This window comes from Vogesella perlucida, assembly GCF_979366545.1.
The window spans coordinates 105,033-120,612 of record NZ_CEETRO010000011.1 but is presented as its reverse complement, the minus strand read 5'-3'; the positions used below and the strand labels follow the sequence as shown (position 1 = coordinate 120,612).

Sequence of the window (15,580 nt, the reverse complement as noted above, 5' to 3'; positions counted from 1 at the left end):
GCTGCGCAGGAGCGCGGTGTAACTCATGGACTTACCCAGTTATTACTCATCTGATTTAGCCATTACGGCTCACTACTAGCCCCGCCTTTTTGCCGGATGCAGCGTCATTCCCGCCAAAGGCGGAAGGAGACGTGCATGACGGTTGTCGACAAGAAACAACCCACCGATCGTCTGCAGGACAGCCTCACCCAGGTACAGCGCCTTATCGAGCGCCATCGCCTGGTGGAGGACCTTGTGCACCGCCAGGACATGCCACGGCATGACCTGGTGGAATCGCTCGTTCACAAGCAAAACCTGGCCGAGCTGGAGCACAAGCTCGAAGCCCTGCACCCGGCCGATATCGCCTACATCCTGGAAGCCCTGCCGCTGGAAGACCGCCTGCTGGTGTGGGACCTGGTGGATAGCGACGACGAAGGCGACATCCTGCTGGAGGTGTCTGACGCCGTCCGCGAATCGCTGATCGAATCGATGGAGCAGCACGAGCTGGTGGCCGCTGCCGAGCAGCTGGACGCCGACGAGCTGGCCGACCTGGCCGCCGACTTGCCGCGCCAGGTGGTGTACGAGGTGATGGGCGGCCTGGACGAAGAAGAGCGCCAGCAGCTGCAATCCGTGTTGTCGTACGAAGAGCACCAGGTCGGTGCCCTGATGGACTTCGAGCTGGTGAAGATTCGCGCCGACGTCAGCTGCGAAGTGGTACTGCGCTACCTGCGCCGTTTCGACGAACTACCCAGCCAGACCGACAAGATTTTTGTGACCGACGAAGACGGCGTGCTCAAGGGTGTGCTGCCAGTGCGCAAGCTGCTGGTGTCCGATACCGATGCGCTGGTCGAAGAGGTGATGGCCACCGAGGTGGTGAGCTTCCGCCCGGAAGAAGACGCGGCCGACGCCGCGCTGGCTTTCGAGCGCTATGACCTGGTCACCGCCCCGGTGCTGGACGAGCACGGTGTGCTGATCGGCCGCTTGACGGTAGACGAGATGGTGGATTTGATTCGCGAGGAATCGGAAACCGAGGCGCTGAACTTGGCCGGCCTGAAAGAAGAGGAAGACTTGTTTGCCCCGGTGATCGACTCGGTCAAAAACCGCTGGGCCTGGCTGGCCATCAACCTGTGTACCGCCTTTGTGGCCAGCCGGGTGATTGGCGCCTTTGAGGGCAGTATCGAAAAGCTGGTAGCGTTGGCCGCATTGATGCCGATTGTGGCGGGTATTGGCGGTAACTCCGGTAACCAGACCATCACCATGATCGTGCGCGCGCTGGCCATGGGCCAGCTGCAGCCGGGGCAGGCCAACCGCTTGTGGCGCAAAGAGCTGGGCGTGTCGGTGATTAACGGTGTGGTATGGGGCGGTGCACTGGGCGTGCTGGCGTGGATGCTGTACGGCAACTTTGCGCTGGGCCTGGTGATGTTGGCCGCCACGACACTGAACCTGATGCTGGCCGCCTCCATGGGCGTGCTGATTCCCACCATGATGGAGCGCTTCGGCAAAGACCCGGCAGTAGGCAGCAGCGTGCTGATTACCGCGTGTACCGACTCTGGCGGTTTCTTCATTTTCCTGGGCCTCGCCAGCCTGTTCTTGCTGTAAACCATGCCTACGCTAAACGAAGCATTACGCCATGTTGACTTGCCGCGGCTGGAAGCCCGGCTGCTACTGGCGCACGTCAGCGGCCTGAGCCACAGCGCCATGGTCTCCGCCGGCCCCGATCTGCTGCCGGATGCGCAGTGGCAAGCGTTCTGCCAGCTGGCTCAGCGCCGCCTGGCCGGCGAGCCAGTAGCCTACTTACTGGGTGAGCGCGAATTTTACGGCCGCGGTTTTGCCGTGAGCCCGGCCGTGCTGATACCGCGACCGGAAACCGAGCACCTGGTAGAAGCCGCGCTGGACAAGGTTGGCCGCAAGGCGGCCGCCCGCGTGGTAGATCTGGGTACCGGTAGCGGCGCCATTGCGGTGACGCTGGCGCTGGAGGCGCCGGCCTGGCAAGTGGCGGCGGTTGATCTGTCGCCGGATGCCTTGGCCATGGCGCGCCGTAATGCCGAGGCGCTGGGGGCGAGCGTGGCGTTTCATCACGGCAGCTGGTTCGAGCCGCTGCCGGCCGCTGCGCAATATGAGCTGATTGTCAGCAACCCGCCGTATATCGATGCCGCAGATCATCACCTGGGGGAGGGCGACGTGCGCTTTGAGCCGCGCATGGCGCTGACCGACGGTAACGATGGCCTGGATTGCCTGCGTGCCATTGCCGCCGCTGCCCCGACCAGGTTGGCCGCAGGGGGCTGGCTGATGGTGGAGCACGGTTACGACCAGGGCCCGGCTTGCCGGCAATTGTTTGAGCAGGCTGGCCTGCAGCAGGTGCACACCCTGCCGGATCTGGCGGGGCTGGACCGCGTAACGCTTGGGTGCCAGCCATGACACGCCTGATGGTGCTGTTGCTGTCTGCACTCGCGCTGCTGGTGTGGCTTGCCGGGGTGAATCAGCCATTGTTCATTACCCTGCATCACGCCTTGGCCGTGGTGCCGGGCGTGGTGTGGCGGCTGCTGAGCATGGCAGGCGAGTGGACGCTGGTGATCGGCGTGTTGCTACTGTTGGCCGCACGACAGCCCGCCTTGTTGCCACGCATGGTGGCGCTGGGCTTGGCCGGTGTGGCGGCCAGTATCTGGCTGAAAGCCGGTTTTGACGTGCTGCGCCCGCCGCTGGTATTACCTGCTGGCACGGTAAGCTTGCTGGATGTGCTGCCGGGTAACGCTTCGTTTCCCTCCGGCCATGCTATTGCCGTGGGGGTGTTGGCGGGGGTGCTTATGCCGCGCTGCTCGCTGCCTGCCCAGCTTGGCCTGGCATTGTTGGCCGCACTGGTGTGCCTGTCGCGCCTGGCGATCGGGGTGCACTGGCCGCTGGACGTGCTGGCCGGTGCCGCTTGCGGGTTTGCCTTGGCCCATCTGGCCGGGCGGGTAGGCAAAAGTGCTGCGCCCACGGCTTTGCTGCGACAGGCGGTAAAAGCCCTGGCGCTGGTGCTGCTGGCGGTAACGGTGTGGAAGCTGGGGCAGGGCAGGCCGAACGAGGCGTATGTGCTGTATAACCTGCTCACGCTGGGGTTGTGCGTGGTGCTGCTGCGGGGTAAAACGGCGCCTGCCAGGTAGCGTGGGCGCAAAAAACGGGGCTGGCGCCCCGTTTTGTCATCAGCGTGCCTGTGGAAGGCTTAGTGATGGTGGCCGTGCTCGCCGTGGGCGTGGCCGTGGGTGATTTCGTCCGGGGTAGCCGGGCGAACTTCTGCCACGGTTGCCTGGAAGCGGATGGTCAGGCCAGCCAGTGGGTGGTTGCCATCCAGTACGGCTTTGCCGTCGGCTACGTCGGTAACGCGGAACAGGATCACGTCGCCGGTTTCCGGGTCGTCTGCTTCGAACATCATGCCGACTTCCACTTCTTCCGGCAGTACGTCCAGCGGCTCTACGCGCACCAGCTCTTCTTCCGGCTCGCCAAAGGCGTCGTCCGGGGTCAGGGTTACGGTGATGGATTCACCCACAGCCTTGCCGTGCAGTGCTTCTTCCACCAGCGGGAAAATGCCGTCGTAGCCGCCATGCAGGTAAGCAATTGGCTCTTCAGTTTTGTCGAGCAGGGTGTTGTCGGCGTCGTACATTTCGTAGTGAATGGTTACGACCGAGTTTTTAACGATTTGCATGAGGCGGTACCGTCGTAGAGAAAAGAAAGGGAATCTTGATGCATCGCAGGCCTGCAAGCCTTGGGCTGCAGCAAAATCCGGCGCAAAACAGATATCCCCGTATTGTAAACCATTGCCTGAATGCGTAACGAGAATCTGCCATGAAACCAATCGAACTTCTGGGCGGCATGACCGCCGAGACCTTTTTAAAAGATTACTGGCATAAAAAGCCCTTGCTCATCCGTGGCGCACTGAAAGATGTCGGCGAACACGTGGACTACGCCTGGCTGGCCAAGCTGGCTGCGGATGAAGATGTGGAATCGCGCCTGATCGAATACAAGCAGGGTAAATGGCATCTGGAGCGTGGCCCGTTCCGCGCCGGCCGCTTGCGCCGCCTGCCGGAAACCGACTGGACCATCCTGGTACAGAACGTCAATCATCATCTGCCGCATATTGCCGATATTTTGTGGCGTTTCGATTTCATGCCGTATGCGCGGCTGGATGACCTGATGATCAGCTACGCCCCGCCCGGCGGCACGGTTGGCCCGCATTTCGACTCTTATGATGTTTTCTTGTTGCAAGTGGGCGGCCGCAAGCGCTGGCAGATTTCTTCGCAACAGGACGAATCGTTCATTGAAGATGCGCCAATCAAGGTACTGAAAGATTTCCAGATGGAAGAAGAGTTCATCCTGGAACACGGCGACATGCTGTACCTGCCACCCAAATGTGCGCACTACGGTGTGGCGCTGGAGCCGGGCATGACGTACTCCATCGGTTTCCGCGCCCCGTCGGCGCAGGAAATCGCCACCGAGTTTCTGGTGTACCTGCAAGACCGCATTTGCGTACAAGGCCGCTATGCCGACCCGGATTTGCAGCAACAGGCTGCACCAGCACAGATTAGCGATGCCATGGTGGAGCAGGTGAGCCAGATGCTGCAGCAGATCAGCTGGGATAAAAAAGTGGTGGCCGACTTTCTGGGTCACTATCTGACCGAACCGAAGCCGCACGTGTTCTATGAAGGTGCAGAAGACGAGCTCGACGAAGAAACCTTTGCCGAGCAGGTAAAAGCGCATGGCATTGTTCTGGATTTGAAGAGTCAGATTCTTTATGTTAATGACATGCTGTACTGCAACGGACAACTGTTGGAATGCGAACCGGCGCAGTTGGCCGCCTGGCAACGGTTAGCCAATACGCGACAGCTGGAATCTGCCGGATTGTCCGACAGTATGATGCCTTTGTTGTTCGAGGGTTATCTGTCTGGTTGGTGGCATATCGCTGGCTAGCGTAATCCTGCTGTAGCATGAATGATGCAAGGTAAGTGATCGTAAACGAAGATTTTTTATCGAAAGAAGGCGGCTTGGCGTTAGAGATATGTTGCGATGCAGCATCGACAATGCAGATATCCGCAATAAATTAGCGTTTACCCCCTTCCCAACAATTTTATTCGTGCTAGAATTTGCGCACTGACAGTATCTACACTGCTTTCTCTGTCTGGAATTTTTTTGAGAGAGAGTAGTGAACCAGACGTCTTGTTCAACACTTACTTTCAAAGGTAATACACAAATGAAACAGTCGCTCATCGTTGCTGCCCTGCTGGCCGTTGCTCTGTCCGCTTGCGGTAAAAAAGAAGAAGCTCCAGTTGAAGCTTCCGCTCCTGCTGTTGAAGCTTCCGCTCCTGCTGTTGAAGCTTCCGCTCCTGCTGCTGACGCTTCCGCTCCGGCTGCTGACGCTTCCGCTCCGGCTGCTTCCGCTGCTCAGTAATCACGTTTACGTGGTTGCATGAAAAACCGGCCCTTGGGCCGGTTTTTTATTGTCTGCTGTTTCTGCTTTGTTTTTTCTGCTTTTCCTGCCTTGTCTTTGGCGAACACGCTTAGTAGCGTCGTTGCGCTGTCGTAAAATATTTTCATACAAAATGAATTTTGCCGATCCAGGCCTGTTTCGGCTATGCCTTGCTACTGGCAGCGGCAGTTTTTTGCCGGGTTCGGGTGCGCCGTGATGTTGGTAACAAGCCGCCTGCAGGGGCTGTGATATGATGGCTGCCGTTTTGAACCGCTGCGCCGGGTAACGGTCGAAGTGGCTCGCTTATCTTTCTCCGAACCTCGGGCAGACATGGACATCCTGCAACTCCTTCTCGACTTCTTTACCGGGTATGGCTACTTTGCCGTATTCATCGTGTTGTTGGTCTGTGGTTTTGGCGTACCGATTCCTGAAGACATTACCCTGGTGGCTGGCGGCATCATTTCCGGCCTGGGCTACACCAATGTGCACTGGATGTTTGCCGTAGGCATGGCCGGGGTGCTGGCGGGGGATGGCATCATGTTTGCGGCTGGCCGCCTGTATGGCGAGCGTGTGCTGCGCTTTCGCCCGGTAGCCAAAATCATGACTCCCGAGCGTTTTGCCGCCACCCAGGAAAAGTTTGCCCGCTACGGTAACTGGGTGTTGTTTGTGGCCCGCTTCTTGCCGGGTTTGCGGTCGCCCATCTTTCTGACGGCGGGGATGACCCGGCGTATTCCTTACTGGCGCTTTCTGATGATGGACGGTTTTGCCGCGCTGATCTCGGTGCCGGTGTGGGTTTACCTGGGGTATTTCGGTGCGCGTAACCGCGAGTGGCTGATGCATATGGTGCATCGTGGCCAGGCGGGCATCCTGATTGCGCTGGCGGTAGCCGGGCTGGTATTGGGTGTGTATTTCTGGCGCAAGAAACGCCAGGCGGCGAATGCCGACGCTTGAGGTTGGCCGCACGCATGAAAAACGCCCCGGGCACAAGCCACGGGGCGTTTTTCATGGCGGGCAGGCTTAGCCTACCTGCAGTAGCTCTACTTCAAATACCAGTGTGGCATTGGGCGGGATAACACCGCCGGCGCCGCGCGCACCGTAGCCCAGCTCGGCCGGGATGGTCAGCTTGCGTTTGCCGCCCACTTTCATGCCCAGTACGCCCTGATCCCAGCCCTTGATCACGTAGCCTTCGCCCAGCGGGAAGCTGAACGGCTGGAAACGGTCTTTGCTGGAGTCGAATTTGGTGCCGTCAGTCAGCCAGCCGGTGTAGTGCACGGTGACTTCTTCGCCTGCTACTGCCTCTTTACCTTCGCCTGTCACCAGATCTTCGATGATCAGTTCTGCCATTGTGATGTCCTTCGTTACCGCATTGATCAGGGCGCCATTCTAGCAGCCATGCTGAGGCCTGTGGGCGACAGCTTTTGTATATGCCAATCAGTATCTTATAAAAAAGGAACAATCAACTACTACAAGCGCTGAAGGGAGTGGGACCATGACGCTACTTTGTCTGGCTACGCAGCAGCATATCGTGGTGCAGCGCCAGGGCTTGGACGCCCCTTTGCGCTGGCTGAAACTGGGCTGGCGAGACCTGCAACGCACGCCCGCCGATGCCTTGCTGTACGGGGCAGGCTATGTACTGATGGCCTATGGTCTGGGGTATCTGCTGCAGTATTTCCCCGAGCTGGCACTGGCGCTGGTCGCGGCTTGCTGGGTGTTGGGCCCGTTTCTGGCCGCGGGTCTGTACGATATTGCCCGGCAGCAGCAGGCGTTTAACGGTGGGCGCGTGATGTTGCTGCATAGCGCGCTGGCTTGGCGCGCCAACCCCGGTGCTTTGGCGCTGTATGGTGTAGTGATGGCGCTGCTGTCCTGTGCCTGGGCGGCTAGCTCATTGCTGTTATTTGCCCTGTTTGACCAAGGTCGCCTGCCACGGCTGGACGCCCTGCTGCCTGGCTTGTTGCATGGCGAGAACCTGGCTTTGCTGCTGAGCTGGGCAGCGGTGTCCTTGCTGTTTGTATTGCTGCTGCTGGCGCTGAGCATCTGCACCTGTGCGATGTTGCTGGATAAAGAGATCGATGCGGTCACCGCCATGCAGGCCAGCCTGCAGGTGGTCGCCCGCAACGGGGTGACGATGGCAGTATGGGCCGCTATGATCGTGGCACTTGTTGCGATAGGCTTGGCCAGCCAGTTTGTCGGGCTGTTGCTGGTGGCCCCGCTACTGGGCCTGTCGAGCTGGCATGCCTATCGCGCCCTTATCTCCTACGAATGCTGAACCCGCCATGACCCCCTTGCGTATTGTGTTTCTGGATAGAGACAGCCTGCCGGTGCCGCTGCCGGCTTTTCCTTTTGCCCACGCATACACCGAGTATCCCGCGTGTAGCCGCGACGATATCGTGGCGCGTTGTGCCGAGGCCGACGTCGTCATCACCAATAAAGTACCGTTCGACGCCGCTACCCTGGCCGCGCTGCCACAGCTGAAGATGCTGGCGATCGCCGCCACCGGTTATAACCACATCGATATCGACGCCTGCCGCCGCCAGGGCGTAGCGGTGGCAAATATTCGCCACTACGGCGACGATACCGTGGCCGAACACGCCTTTATGCTGATGATGGCGCTGATGCGCAATTTGCCGGCTTACCAGCGCGATGTGGCAGCCGGGGTATGGCAAAACGCCCCGCAGTTCTGCCACTTCGGTGCCCCTATCCGAGACCTGCAGGGCGCGACGCTGGGCATTTTCGGTAGCGGTGGCATTGGCCAGGCCATGGCCAGCCGCGCCCGGGCCTTTGGCATGCAGGTGCAGTTTGGCGAACGCAAGGGCGTGAGCGTGGTGCGTGATGGCTATGTATCGTTTGATACCTTGCTGGCTACTTCCGACGTGATTTCCCTGCACTGCCCGCTGAACGACAGCACCCGCAACCTGATTGCCCAGCCAGAGCTGATGGCGATGAAGCCAGGTGCCATTCTGGTGAACACCGCCCGTGGCGGGCTGGTGGACGAGGAAGCCCTGGTCGCTGCGCTCAAGTACGGCCAGATCGGGGGGGCCGGCTTTGATGTGCTGTCGGTAGAGCCGCCGCGTGAAGGTAACCCGCTGCTGAAAGCGCGCTTGCCGCACCTGATCGTCACCCCGCATGTCGGCTGGGCCAGCCGCGAGGCCATGGACAGGTTGGCCGCACAGCTGGTGGAGAACGTGACAGCGTGGCAGCAAGGCCAGCAGCAGAACCGGCTGGATTAGCGGTACCGCTTAAGGTATCCGCTATCAACAAAAAACCCGCGAAAGCGGGTTTTTTGTTGAACTAATCTGTTTTGTACAGTACAAAGCATATACAAGATAATCATCATCCAGCGTTCACGTGGTTTGATACTAGGCACAAGGAAGACAACATGCACATTGCAGTAGCGGGAGCAGGCATCGCCGGCCTGTCGGCAGCCTGGTTGCTGGCACGCAGCGGCCATCAGGTAACCCTGTTCGAAGCAGGCAGCTACGCCGGTGGTCACAGCAATACCGTGGATGTGACCCTGGAGGGGGTAACGGCACCGGTAGATACCGGCTTTCTGGTGCACAACGACCGCACCTATCCCAACCTGATCCGCCTGTTTGCCCTGCTAGGTGTGCCGGTGTACCACACCGAAATGACGTTTTCAGTGGCGCTGGACCAGGAAAAGCTCGAATGGGCGGGTAGCGACCTGTTTACCCTGTTTGCCCAGAAGCGCAACCTGCTGCGCCCGGCGTTCTGGCACATGCTGCGGGATATCCTGCGCTTGCACCGCCAGGCCCCGGCGCTGCGCGACGAAGCCCGCGCTACCGGCGACACGCTGGGGCAGCTGCTGAACCGCCACGGTTATGGCCAACCGCTACGCGACTGGTACCTGCTACCCATGGGGGCGGCCATCTGGTCTAGCTCTACGCGTGACATGGCGGCCTTTCCCGCCGCGACCTTCTTTGATTTCTGCCTGAACCATGGCCTGATGCAGGTGCTCGACCGCCCGCAGTGGAAAACCGTACAAGGCGGCTCGCGCGTGTATGTGCAGCGCATGCTGCAAGACCTGCCCGGCCTGAGGCTGGATAGCCCGGTGCAGCGCGTGCAGCGCGATGCCCACGGGGTCACCGTGTACAGCCGCCACGGCGAGGAGCGCTTCGACCACCTGGTACTGGCCTGCCACAGCGACCAGGCACTGGCCCTGTTAGCCGATGCCAGCCCGGCGGAAACCGACGTGCTGTCGCGGCTGCGCTACCAGCCCAACCGCGCCGTGCTGCACACCGATGCCAGCTTCCTGCCCGAGCGCCAGCAAGCCTGGGCCGCGTGGAATTACCGCGTTGGCCGGGCAGGGGAGAGCGACACCCCGGTGATGGTGAGCTATCTGCTCAACACCCTGCAGCAGCTACCTTTCCAGCAGCCCGTGATCGTCACGCTCAACCCCTATCGCCAGCCGCAGGGCGTGTTGGCCGAGTTTGACTACGCCCACCCGGTATTCGATCGCGACGCCATTGCCGCCCAGCAGGCGCTGGCACAGATTCAGGGCCGCCAGCGCACCTGGTTTGCCGGTGCGTGGGCAGGCTATGGTTTTCATGAAGACGGCCTCAAGGCCGGTATGGCCGTGGCACAGGGCCTGGGCGCCAGCGTGCCGTGGGACATCAGCCAGCCCGTGGCCGCGCACGCACCGCTGCCGCAGCTGGCCGGGGCTACCCCATGAGCGTGCAGCTGTACGCCGGGCAGGTATGGCACGGCCGCCGCCAGCCGGCGCAGCACCAGTTTGCCTACCGCCACAGCTGGGTTGCGGTGAGCCTGCCCGATGGTGACGTACCGGCACACCGCCTGGCGCCCGGCGTGCGCTGGCTGCGCCGCCGCCACGGCCCGCGTGACGGCAGTGCCCTGTGGCCTTGGCTCACGCAAAGGTTGGCCGCAGCCGGTTTTCACGACGCCAGCCGTATCGAGCTGCACACGCTGCCCGGCGTGCTGGGCTATGCCTTTAACCCGGTGAGCTTTTATCTGGTATTCGACCGCGCGGCTGCGCTGCGGGCGGTATGGGTAGAAGTCAGCAATACCTTTGGCGAGCACCACGACTACTGCGTGCATCACCCGGACTGGCGCCCGATGCTGGCGCGCGAAAGCTTTACCGCACCCAAAGCCCTGCACGTGTCGCCGTTCTTCCAGGTGGAAGGCAGCTACGGCTTTCGCTTTGCCCGCCAGGCAGATGGCCGCTTCAGCGTGCGCATCGCCTATAGCCGCGATGGCAACAGCACCGACTTTGTCGCCACCCAGCAGGGTTGGCCGCAGCCGGTGGGCGCGGCCAGGGTATGGCGGCTGGTGCTGGGCTGCGCCACGCTGACCTTTGCCGTGTGGGCGCGCATTCACTGGCAGGCGCTGCAGCTGTGGCGCAAACGTGTTCCCTTTTTTGGCAAACAAGGCGTGCCCGCCACGCCGCCAACCGATTCCCGGAGTGTGTGATGACGACCCTGAATCCTTCGCTGAACTCGCAGGCGCTACGTGCGCCATGGTACGCCCGCCCGCTGCTGGCAGGCCTGAGCCGGCTACTGTACGGCCAGTTATTACTGGTCGGGCCGGACGGCAGCCAGCAGCGCTACAGCGGCCGCCACGCTGGCCTGGATGCTGCCCTGCATATTCACGACTGGCGTGCGCTGCGCCGTATTGCCCTAGCCGGTGACATTGGCCTGGCCGAAGCCTGGCGCGACGGCCAGGTCAGCTCGCCCGACTGGGTGGCGCTGATGCGCCTGGCGCTGCAGAACGAGGCCGCGGTAGAGCAGGCCATCCACGGCAGCTGGCTGGGCAAGGTGGGCTACCTACTGCGCCACCTGACCCGCGCCAATACACGCAAGGGCAGCCGCCGCAATATCCACGCCCACTACGACCTGGGCAACGAGTTTTACAAGCTCTGGCTGGACCCCAGCATGAGCTACTCCTCAGCGGTATTTGATGGTAACTACCGCCAAAGCCTGGAGTCGGCGCAGTGGGCCAAGTACGAGCGCATCCTGCAGCGGCTGGACGCGCAGCCCGGGCAGCGCATTCTGGAAATCGGCTGTGGCTGGGGCGGTTTTGCCGAATACGCCATCCGCACCCGCGGTGTACACGTGACCGGCGTGACGCTGTCTACCGAGCAGCTGGCATGGGCGCAGCACAGGTTAGCCGCCGCCGGGCTGGCCGCCCAGGCCGACCTGCGCCTGCAGGACTATCGCGATATCGAGGGCGAATTTGACCACATCGTGTCCATCGAGATGCTGGAGGCGGTGGGCGAGCGCTGGTGGCCGTCCTACTTTGCCACCCTGCACGCGCGGCTGAAGCCGGGCGGCAAGGCCATGGTGCAGGTGATTACCATTGGCGACGAATACTTTGCGCGCTACCGCAGCAGCACCGACTTTATCCAGCAGTTCATCTTCCCCGGCGGCATGCTGCCTTCGCCCGGCCAGCTGGATCAGCACATTGCCAGCGCCGGCCTGCGCCTGAGCGACCGCTACACCTTTGGCGCCGATTACGCCGAAACGCTGCGCCGCTGGCTGGCAGACTTCGACGCTGTGCAGCTGCGCGTGCGCGCCCAGGGCTTTGACGAGGCTTTTGTGCGCCTGTGGCAGTTTTACTTCTTCTATTGCATTGCCGGTTTTGATGCCGGGCGCACCGATGTGTGCCAGCTGGAGATGACGCGTCATGTCTAGATGGGTGGCTACCGGCGCCTTGCTCGCCGGCTTGATGGTAACGGAGGTGGTGATGGCCTTGCCTGCAGAGCTCGCTAACCTGCGCCCGCTGGGGCAGGGCAATTTGCGCTGGTTCGGTTTCAAGCTGTACGACGCGACGCTGTATACCCAGCAAGGCCAGTCATTTGACTGGGCGCGGCCGTTTGCGCTGTCGCTGCGCTACGCACGCGATATCCCGTCGGCCAAAATCGTCGACATCAGCCTGGAAGAAATGCAGCGCTACGGCCTGCCGGAAAACCGCCGTACCAGCTGGCGCGACGCGCTGACCGCGGCCATTCCCGATGTGCGGCAGGGCGATGAAATCGTCGGCGCATTCGATGGCAACAGCCTGCGCTTCTGGCACAACGGCCGCCCCACCCGCACGGTAGACGACCCGCTGCTGGCGCGGACTTTCTTCCGTATCTGGCTAGACCCGGCCTCGCGCGCCCCTGAGCTGCGCGAGCAGCTGCTGAACGCCCGCGGATGACGCCCCTGCAGCTGGCGCTGGCCGGCTTGGCTGCCATGCCGCTCGCCATGCTGGCCTTGCCGGTGTACCTGCATTTGCCGGCGCTGTACGCCCGGGATTTCGGCATTGCGCTGTCCAGCCTGGGTCTGCTGCTGTTTGTGACGCGGCTGCTGGACACCGTGCTGGACCCGCTGCTAGGGCAATGGCAAGACCGCCTTGGGCGTGGCGCACTGCGCCTGGCGGCGGGCGCGGCTGCTGCCGCCGCCGTAGCGGGTTTTGCCTGGCTACTGTGGCCGCAGCCTGGCTGGCCGCTGTGGCTGCAGCTGTCTGCCGCCCTGCTGCTGGTGTATGTGGCGCATGGCTGGCTCACCATCGCCCTGCTGCGCTACGGCGCGGCGCTGTGGCCCACGCCGGCCGGCCGGGCGCGTGTCGCAGCCTGGCGCGAGGGCTGGGGGCTGGCTGGTGTCCTGCTTGCCGCGGCCCTGCCTGCGTGGTGGGCCAGCAGCATGGGCGAGCTGGTGGCCATGCAGCGTTTTGTCTGGGTGTTGTTGTCGCTGGCGGTAGTAGCAGGGTTGGCCGCAGCCTGGTCGCCACGGCTACCGGCACCTGCCGCCGCCGAGGTGGACGGGCAAGCCGGGCAACCCTGGTGGCGTGACGGCGCGCTGCGCGCCGCGGGTGTGGTGCTACTGCTGAATGCGGTGGCCATGGCCATACCGGCGACCTTGCTGAATTTTTACGTGGCCGACGTGCTGCAGGCCAGCGCACAGACCGGTGTGTTTTTGCTGGCCTACTTTGTGGCAGCGGGCGTGTCGCTACCCGCCTGGGTGTGGCTGGCCGACCGCATTGGCAAGGTGCGCGCCTGGCGAGCCGGCATGGCGCTGGCCCTGCTGGGTTTCATGCCGGTGCCGCTGTTGGCCGCAGGGGATAGTGCCGGTTTTACGCTGGTGTGCGTGCTGACTGGCGTGGCGCTGGGCGCTGACTTGGCCTTTGCCAGCGCGCTGGTGGCCGACGCACTGGGGGCCCGCGTACAGCAAGCCGGCGGCACGGTGTTCGGTGCGGTGTCCATGCTCAACAAGCTGGCGCTGGCCGTGGCCGCCGGCGTGGCGCTGCCGCTGGCGCAGTGGGCCGGCTACGCCCCCGGCCAGACCGCCGGTGGCCTGATGTGGGTGTACGCGGCCTTACCGGCACTTTTCAAATTGATGGCGTGGGGGTGGCTGTGGTACCGGCCACCAACACAAGGAGCAGCATGATGTGGAAACGATGGGCTTGGCTGGTGGCCGCGATGGCGGCATTGGCACTGGGTGGCTGCAGTACCGCCAGTATCGACGACTACCGTGGTACGCGGCCAACCTTTGACCTGAAAACCTACTTTGACGGCCCGGTCACGGCGCAAGGCACCTTTCAGGATCGTAGCGGCAAAGTCATCCGCCGCTTTACCGTGCAGATGAACGCCAGCTGGCAGGGCGATACTGGCGTGCTGGACGAGCACTTTACCTACGACGATGGCGAAAAACAGCGCCGCATCTGGACGCTGAAAAAGCTGCCCGACGGCCGCTACACCGGCACGGCCGATGACGTGGTCGGGCAGGCCAGTGGCCGCACCGAAGGCTTTGCCCTGTTTTGGGATTACACCCTGCGCCTGCCGGTAGACGGCACCGTGTACGAGGTGCGCTTCGACGACTGGATGTACCAGCTGGACGAGCGCACGGTCCTGAACCGCTCGGTGATGAGCAAATGGGGTATCAAGCTGGGCGAAGTCACGCTGTTCTTTCGCAAAGGGGCACAGCCGTGAGCCTGAACCCCAAACTGCGTGATTGGCACGGCCAGCGCGTGTGGCTGGTGGGCGCCGGCCATGGCATAGGCGCGGCGCTGGCGCAGGCTTTGCAGCAGCAGGGCGCCCACGTGGCGCTGTCCGGCCGCACCGAGGCCGCGCTGCAGGCCGTGGCCGCCGGGCAAGAACGCATGCAGGTGCACGCGATGGACGCCACCGTGCCGGAAGACTGGCAGCGCGTACGCGACGCCTTGCTCGCCAACTGGGGGCGCATCGATTTGATAGTGATGCTGGCGGGCGACTACACCCCGCTACGCGCCTGGGAGCTGACACCGGAAGCTGCGCAGCGCATGGTGAATGTGAACCTGCTGGCCAGCCTGTACGGTGTTGCGGCCAACGTGCCGCAGCTGATGGCGCAGCAGGGCGGCGGGCTGGTGCTGGTGGCCAGCGTGGCTGGCTGGGCCGGCATGAGCAATGGCCTGGTATACGGCGCCACCAAGGCGGCGGTAAACCACCTGGCGCAAACGCTGTACCTGGACCTGCACCCGCACGGTATCGGCGTGTACGTGGTGAACCCCGGCTTTGTGACCACGCGGCTTACCGCGCAAAACGACTTTGCCATGCCCGCGCTGATCAGCCCGCAGCAAGCCGCCGACGACATCTTGCGCGGCCTGGCGCGCGGCGAGTTTGACATCCATTTCCCCAAGCGTTTTACGCGTGCGCTGAAGTTGGCCGCACACCTGCCCTACCGCCTGTATTTCTGGCTTGCACACAAGGTAACCGGACTATGAACCCCGCACTTGCCCGCCACCTGGACTGGTTTGCAACCCTTTCCCCCGCAACGCTGGACGAGATCGACGCGGTGTACGCCGACGGCGCCAGCTTTCGCGACCCCTTTAACGCCATCAAGGGGCGCTCGCAGATCAAGGCGTTGTACGCACGCATGTTCCGCAGCCTGGCCGAGCCGCGTTTTGTCATTGGCGAGGTCATCGCGCAAGGCGACAAGGCTTTTGTTACCTGGGACTTTACCTTTGCCATGTTGGGCAAGCCGCAGTGCATCCACGGGGGCACCCTGTTTGTGCTGGGTAGTGATGGCCGTATTGTGGACCACCGCGACTACTGGGACGCTGCCGAAGGCCTGTACGAAAAGCTGCCATTACTGGGTGGCCTGCTGCGCTGCCTGAAACGGCGCATGGCATAATGCCCGCCTTTGTTAATGTATTGTCGCTTGCGGCCCTGTACAA

At 62.4% G+C, this 15,580-nt stretch carries 18 protein-coding genes; 16 read left to right on the top strand and 2 right to left on the bottom strand.

Translation table 11 applies throughout. The features are described from left to right. Positions 1 to 135: 135 nt before the first annotated feature. From mgtE to ACZ9XP_RS15560, 3 genes are read left to right on the top strand one after another with little or no spacing between them, the layout of a single operon-like run. Positions 136 to 1,578: a magnesium transporter gene (gene mgtE / locus ACZ9XP_RS15570; RefSeq protein WP_147682937.1), complete on the top strand. Its 1,443-nt coding sequence runs from the start codon at positions 136 to 138 to the stop codon at positions 1,576 to 1,578. A gap of 3 nt (positions 1,579 to 1,581) precedes the next feature. Continuing rightward, entirely contained in the window at positions 1,582 to 2,397 is an 816-nt protein-coding gene (prmC, locus tag ACZ9XP_RS15565; RefSeq protein ID WP_465188738.1) for a peptide chain release factor N(5)-glutamine methyltransferase, read from the top strand. Continuing rightward, positions 2,394 to 3,122, top strand: coding sequence for a phosphatase PAP2 family protein (locus tag ACZ9XP_RS15560; protein WP_147682942.1), 729 nt, complete (start codon positions 2,394 to 2,396; stop codon positions 3,120 to 3,122). Before prmC ends, ACZ9XP_RS15560 begins: the two co-directional genes overlap by 4 nt. Positions 3,123 to 3,181: 59 nt before the next feature. Here the strand turns inward: ACZ9XP_RS15560 and ACZ9XP_RS15555 are convergent, their stop codons facing one another. Further along, positions 3,182 to 3,661 carry an FKBP-type peptidyl-prolyl cis-trans isomerase gene (locus tag ACZ9XP_RS15555; protein WP_017510244.1) on the bottom strand — a complete coding sequence of 160 codons (480 nt, stop codon included), beginning with the start codon at positions 3,659 to 3,661 and terminating at the stop codon, positions 3,182 to 3,184. 140 nt (positions 3,662 to 3,801) lie between these two features. On the opposite strand from ACZ9XP_RS15555, the gene ACZ9XP_RS15550 reads away from it, so the two are divergent. The 3 genes from ACZ9XP_RS15550 to ACZ9XP_RS15540 all read left to right on the top strand — a co-directional run bounded on the left by ACZ9XP_RS15550 (position 3,802) and on the right by ACZ9XP_RS15540 (position 6,370). Then, positions 3,802 to 4,923, top strand: coding sequence for a cupin domain-containing protein (locus ACZ9XP_RS15550; RefSeq protein WP_147682944.1), 1,122 nt, complete (start codon positions 3,802 to 3,804; stop codon positions 4,921 to 4,923). Positions 4,924 to 5,155: 232 nt separating this feature from the next. Beyond that, positions 5,156 to 5,401 (top strand): hypothetical protein, encoded by a 246-nt coding sequence (locus ACZ9XP_RS15545; RefSeq protein WP_227302640.1) that lies wholly within the window; start codon positions 5,156 to 5,158, stop codon positions 5,399 to 5,401. Positions 5,402 to 5,755: 354 nt separating this feature from the next. Beyond that, complete coding sequence (locus tag ACZ9XP_RS15540) at positions 5,756 to 6,370, top strand: DedA family protein (protein ID WP_206211159.1); 615 nt, start codon at positions 5,756 to 5,758, stop codon at positions 6,368 to 6,370. 66 nt (positions 6,371 to 6,436) lie between these two features. Here ACZ9XP_RS15540 and ACZ9XP_RS15535 read toward each other — a convergent pair whose 3' ends face one another. Beyond that, positions 6,437 to 6,763 carry an FKBP-type peptidyl-prolyl cis-trans isomerase gene (locus ACZ9XP_RS15535; RefSeq protein ID WP_147682948.1) on the bottom strand — a complete coding sequence of 109 codons (327 nt, stop codon included), beginning with the start codon at positions 6,761 to 6,763 and terminating at the stop codon, positions 6,437 to 6,439. 145 nt (positions 6,764 to 6,908) lie between these two features. Between ACZ9XP_RS15535 and ACZ9XP_RS15530 the strand changes: the two genes are divergently transcribed. The 10 genes from ACZ9XP_RS15530 (at position 6,909) to ACZ9XP_RS15485 (ending at position 15,537) form a co-directional block, all read left to right on the top strand. Beyond that, positions 6,909 to 7,685 carry a DUF2189 domain-containing protein gene (locus ACZ9XP_RS15530; protein ID WP_147682950.1) on the top strand — a complete coding sequence of 259 codons (777 nt, stop codon included), beginning with the start codon at positions 6,909 to 6,911 and terminating at the stop codon, positions 7,683 to 7,685. A 7-nt stretch (positions 7,686 to 7,692) separates the two neighbouring features. Then, complete coding sequence (locus tag ACZ9XP_RS15525) at positions 7,693 to 8,646, top strand: D-2-hydroxyacid dehydrogenase (RefSeq protein WP_147682952.1); 954 nt, start codon at positions 7,693 to 7,695, stop codon at positions 8,644 to 8,646. A 149-nt stretch (positions 8,647 to 8,795) separates the two neighbouring features. Next, positions 8,796 to 10,106 (top strand): FAD-dependent oxidoreductase, encoded by a 1,311-nt coding sequence (locus ACZ9XP_RS15520; RefSeq protein WP_147682954.1) that lies wholly within the window; start codon positions 8,796 to 8,798, stop codon positions 10,104 to 10,106. After that, complete coding sequence (locus ACZ9XP_RS15515; RefSeq protein WP_147682956.1) at positions 10,103 to 10,861, top strand: DUF1365 domain-containing protein; 759 nt, start codon at positions 10,103 to 10,105, stop codon at positions 10,859 to 10,861. Before ACZ9XP_RS15520 ends, ACZ9XP_RS15515 begins: the two co-directional genes overlap by 4 nt. Then, complete coding sequence (locus ACZ9XP_RS15510; RefSeq protein WP_147682959.1) at positions 10,861 to 12,081, top strand: class I SAM-dependent methyltransferase; 1,221 nt, start codon at positions 10,861 to 10,863, stop codon at positions 12,079 to 12,081. Before ACZ9XP_RS15515 ends, ACZ9XP_RS15510 begins: the two co-directional genes overlap by 1 nt. Then, entirely contained in the window at positions 12,074 to 12,586 is a 513-nt protein-coding gene (locus ACZ9XP_RS15505) for a chalcone isomerase family protein (RefSeq protein ID WP_465188737.1), read from the top strand. Before ACZ9XP_RS15510 ends, ACZ9XP_RS15505 begins: the two co-directional genes overlap by 8 nt. Further along, a complete protein-coding gene (locus ACZ9XP_RS15500; RefSeq protein ID WP_465188736.1) occupies positions 12,583 to 13,815 on the top strand; it encodes an MFS transporter in 1,233 nt (410 codons plus the stop codon). The genes ACZ9XP_RS15505 and ACZ9XP_RS15500 overlap by 4 nt, the downstream gene beginning before the upstream one ends. Then, positions 13,812 to 14,357 carry a DUF3833 domain-containing protein gene (locus ACZ9XP_RS15495; protein ID WP_240801290.1) on the top strand — a complete coding sequence of 182 codons (546 nt, stop codon included), beginning with the start codon at positions 13,812 to 13,814 and terminating at the stop codon, positions 14,355 to 14,357. Before ACZ9XP_RS15500 ends, ACZ9XP_RS15495 begins: the two co-directional genes overlap by 4 nt. Next, on the top strand, positions 14,354 to 15,127 hold the full coding sequence (locus tag ACZ9XP_RS15490; protein ID WP_147682965.1) for an SDR family NAD(P)-dependent oxidoreductase: 774 nt from the start codon (positions 14,354 to 14,356) through the stop codon (positions 15,125 to 15,127). The genes ACZ9XP_RS15495 and ACZ9XP_RS15490 overlap by 4 nt, the downstream gene beginning before the upstream one ends. After that, complete coding sequence (locus tag ACZ9XP_RS15485) at positions 15,124 to 15,537, top strand: nuclear transport factor 2 family protein (protein ID WP_147682967.1); 414 nt, start codon at positions 15,124 to 15,126, stop codon at positions 15,535 to 15,537. The genes ACZ9XP_RS15490 and ACZ9XP_RS15485 overlap by 4 nt, the downstream gene beginning before the upstream one ends. Positions 15,538 to 15,580: the final 43 nt, after the last annotated feature.

Bases quoted from the DNA above. Each gene is read 5' to 3' on its own strand.
- ACZ9XP_RS15495 (WP_240801290.1), top strand. From the start codon at position 13,812: ATGATGTGGAAACGATGGGCTTGGCTGGTGGCCGCGATGGCGGCATTG.
- ACZ9XP_RS15500 (WP_465188736.1), top strand. From the start codon at position 12,583: ATGACGCCCCTGCAGCTGGCGCTGGCCGGCTTGGCTGCCATGCCGCTC.
- ACZ9XP_RS15535 (WP_147682948.1), bottom strand. From the start codon at position 6,763: ATGGCAGAACTGATCATCGAAGATCTGGTGACAGGCGAAGGTAAAGAG.
- ACZ9XP_RS15520 (WP_147682954.1), top strand. From the start codon at position 8,796: ATGCACATTGCAGTAGCGGGAGCAGGCATCGCCGGCCTGTCGGCAGCC.
- ACZ9XP_RS15515 (WP_147682956.1), top strand. From the start codon at position 10,103: ATGAGCGTGCAGCTGTACGCCGGGCAGGTATGGCACGGCCGCCGCCAG.
- ACZ9XP_RS15525 (WP_147682952.1), top strand. From the start codon at position 7,693: ATGACCCCCTTGCGTATTGTGTTTCTGGATAGAGACAGCCTGCCGGTG.
- mgtE (WP_147682937.1), top strand. From the start codon at position 136: ATGACGGTTGTCGACAAGAAACAACCCACCGATCGTCTGCAGGACAGC.
- ACZ9XP_RS15560 (WP_147682942.1), top strand. From the start codon at position 2,394: ATGACACGCCTGATGGTGCTGTTGCTGTCTGCACTCGCGCTGCTGGTG.
- ACZ9XP_RS15510 (WP_147682959.1), top strand. From the start codon at position 10,861: ATGACGACCCTGAATCCTTCGCTGAACTCGCAGGCGCTACGTGCGCCA.
- ACZ9XP_RS15485 (WP_147682967.1), top strand. From the start codon at position 15,124: ATGAACCCCGCACTTGCCCGCCACCTGGACTGGTTTGCAACCCTTTCC.
- prmC (WP_465188738.1), top strand. From the start codon at position 1,582: ATGCCTACGCTAAACGAAGCATTACGCCATGTTGACTTGCCGCGGCTG.
- ACZ9XP_RS15530 (WP_147682950.1), top strand. From the start codon at position 6,909: ATGACGCTACTTTGTCTGGCTACGCAGCAGCATATCGTGGTGCAGCGC.
- ACZ9XP_RS15505 (WP_465188737.1), top strand. From the start codon at position 12,074: ATGTCTAGATGGGTGGCTACCGGCGCCTTGCTCGCCGGCTTGATGGTA.
- ACZ9XP_RS15550 (WP_147682944.1), top strand. From the start codon at position 3,802: ATGAAACCAATCGAACTTCTGGGCGGCATGACCGCCGAGACCTTTTTA.
- ACZ9XP_RS15555 (WP_017510244.1), bottom strand. From the start codon at position 3,661: ATGCAAATCGTTAAAAACTCGGTCGTAACCATTCACTACGAAATGTAC.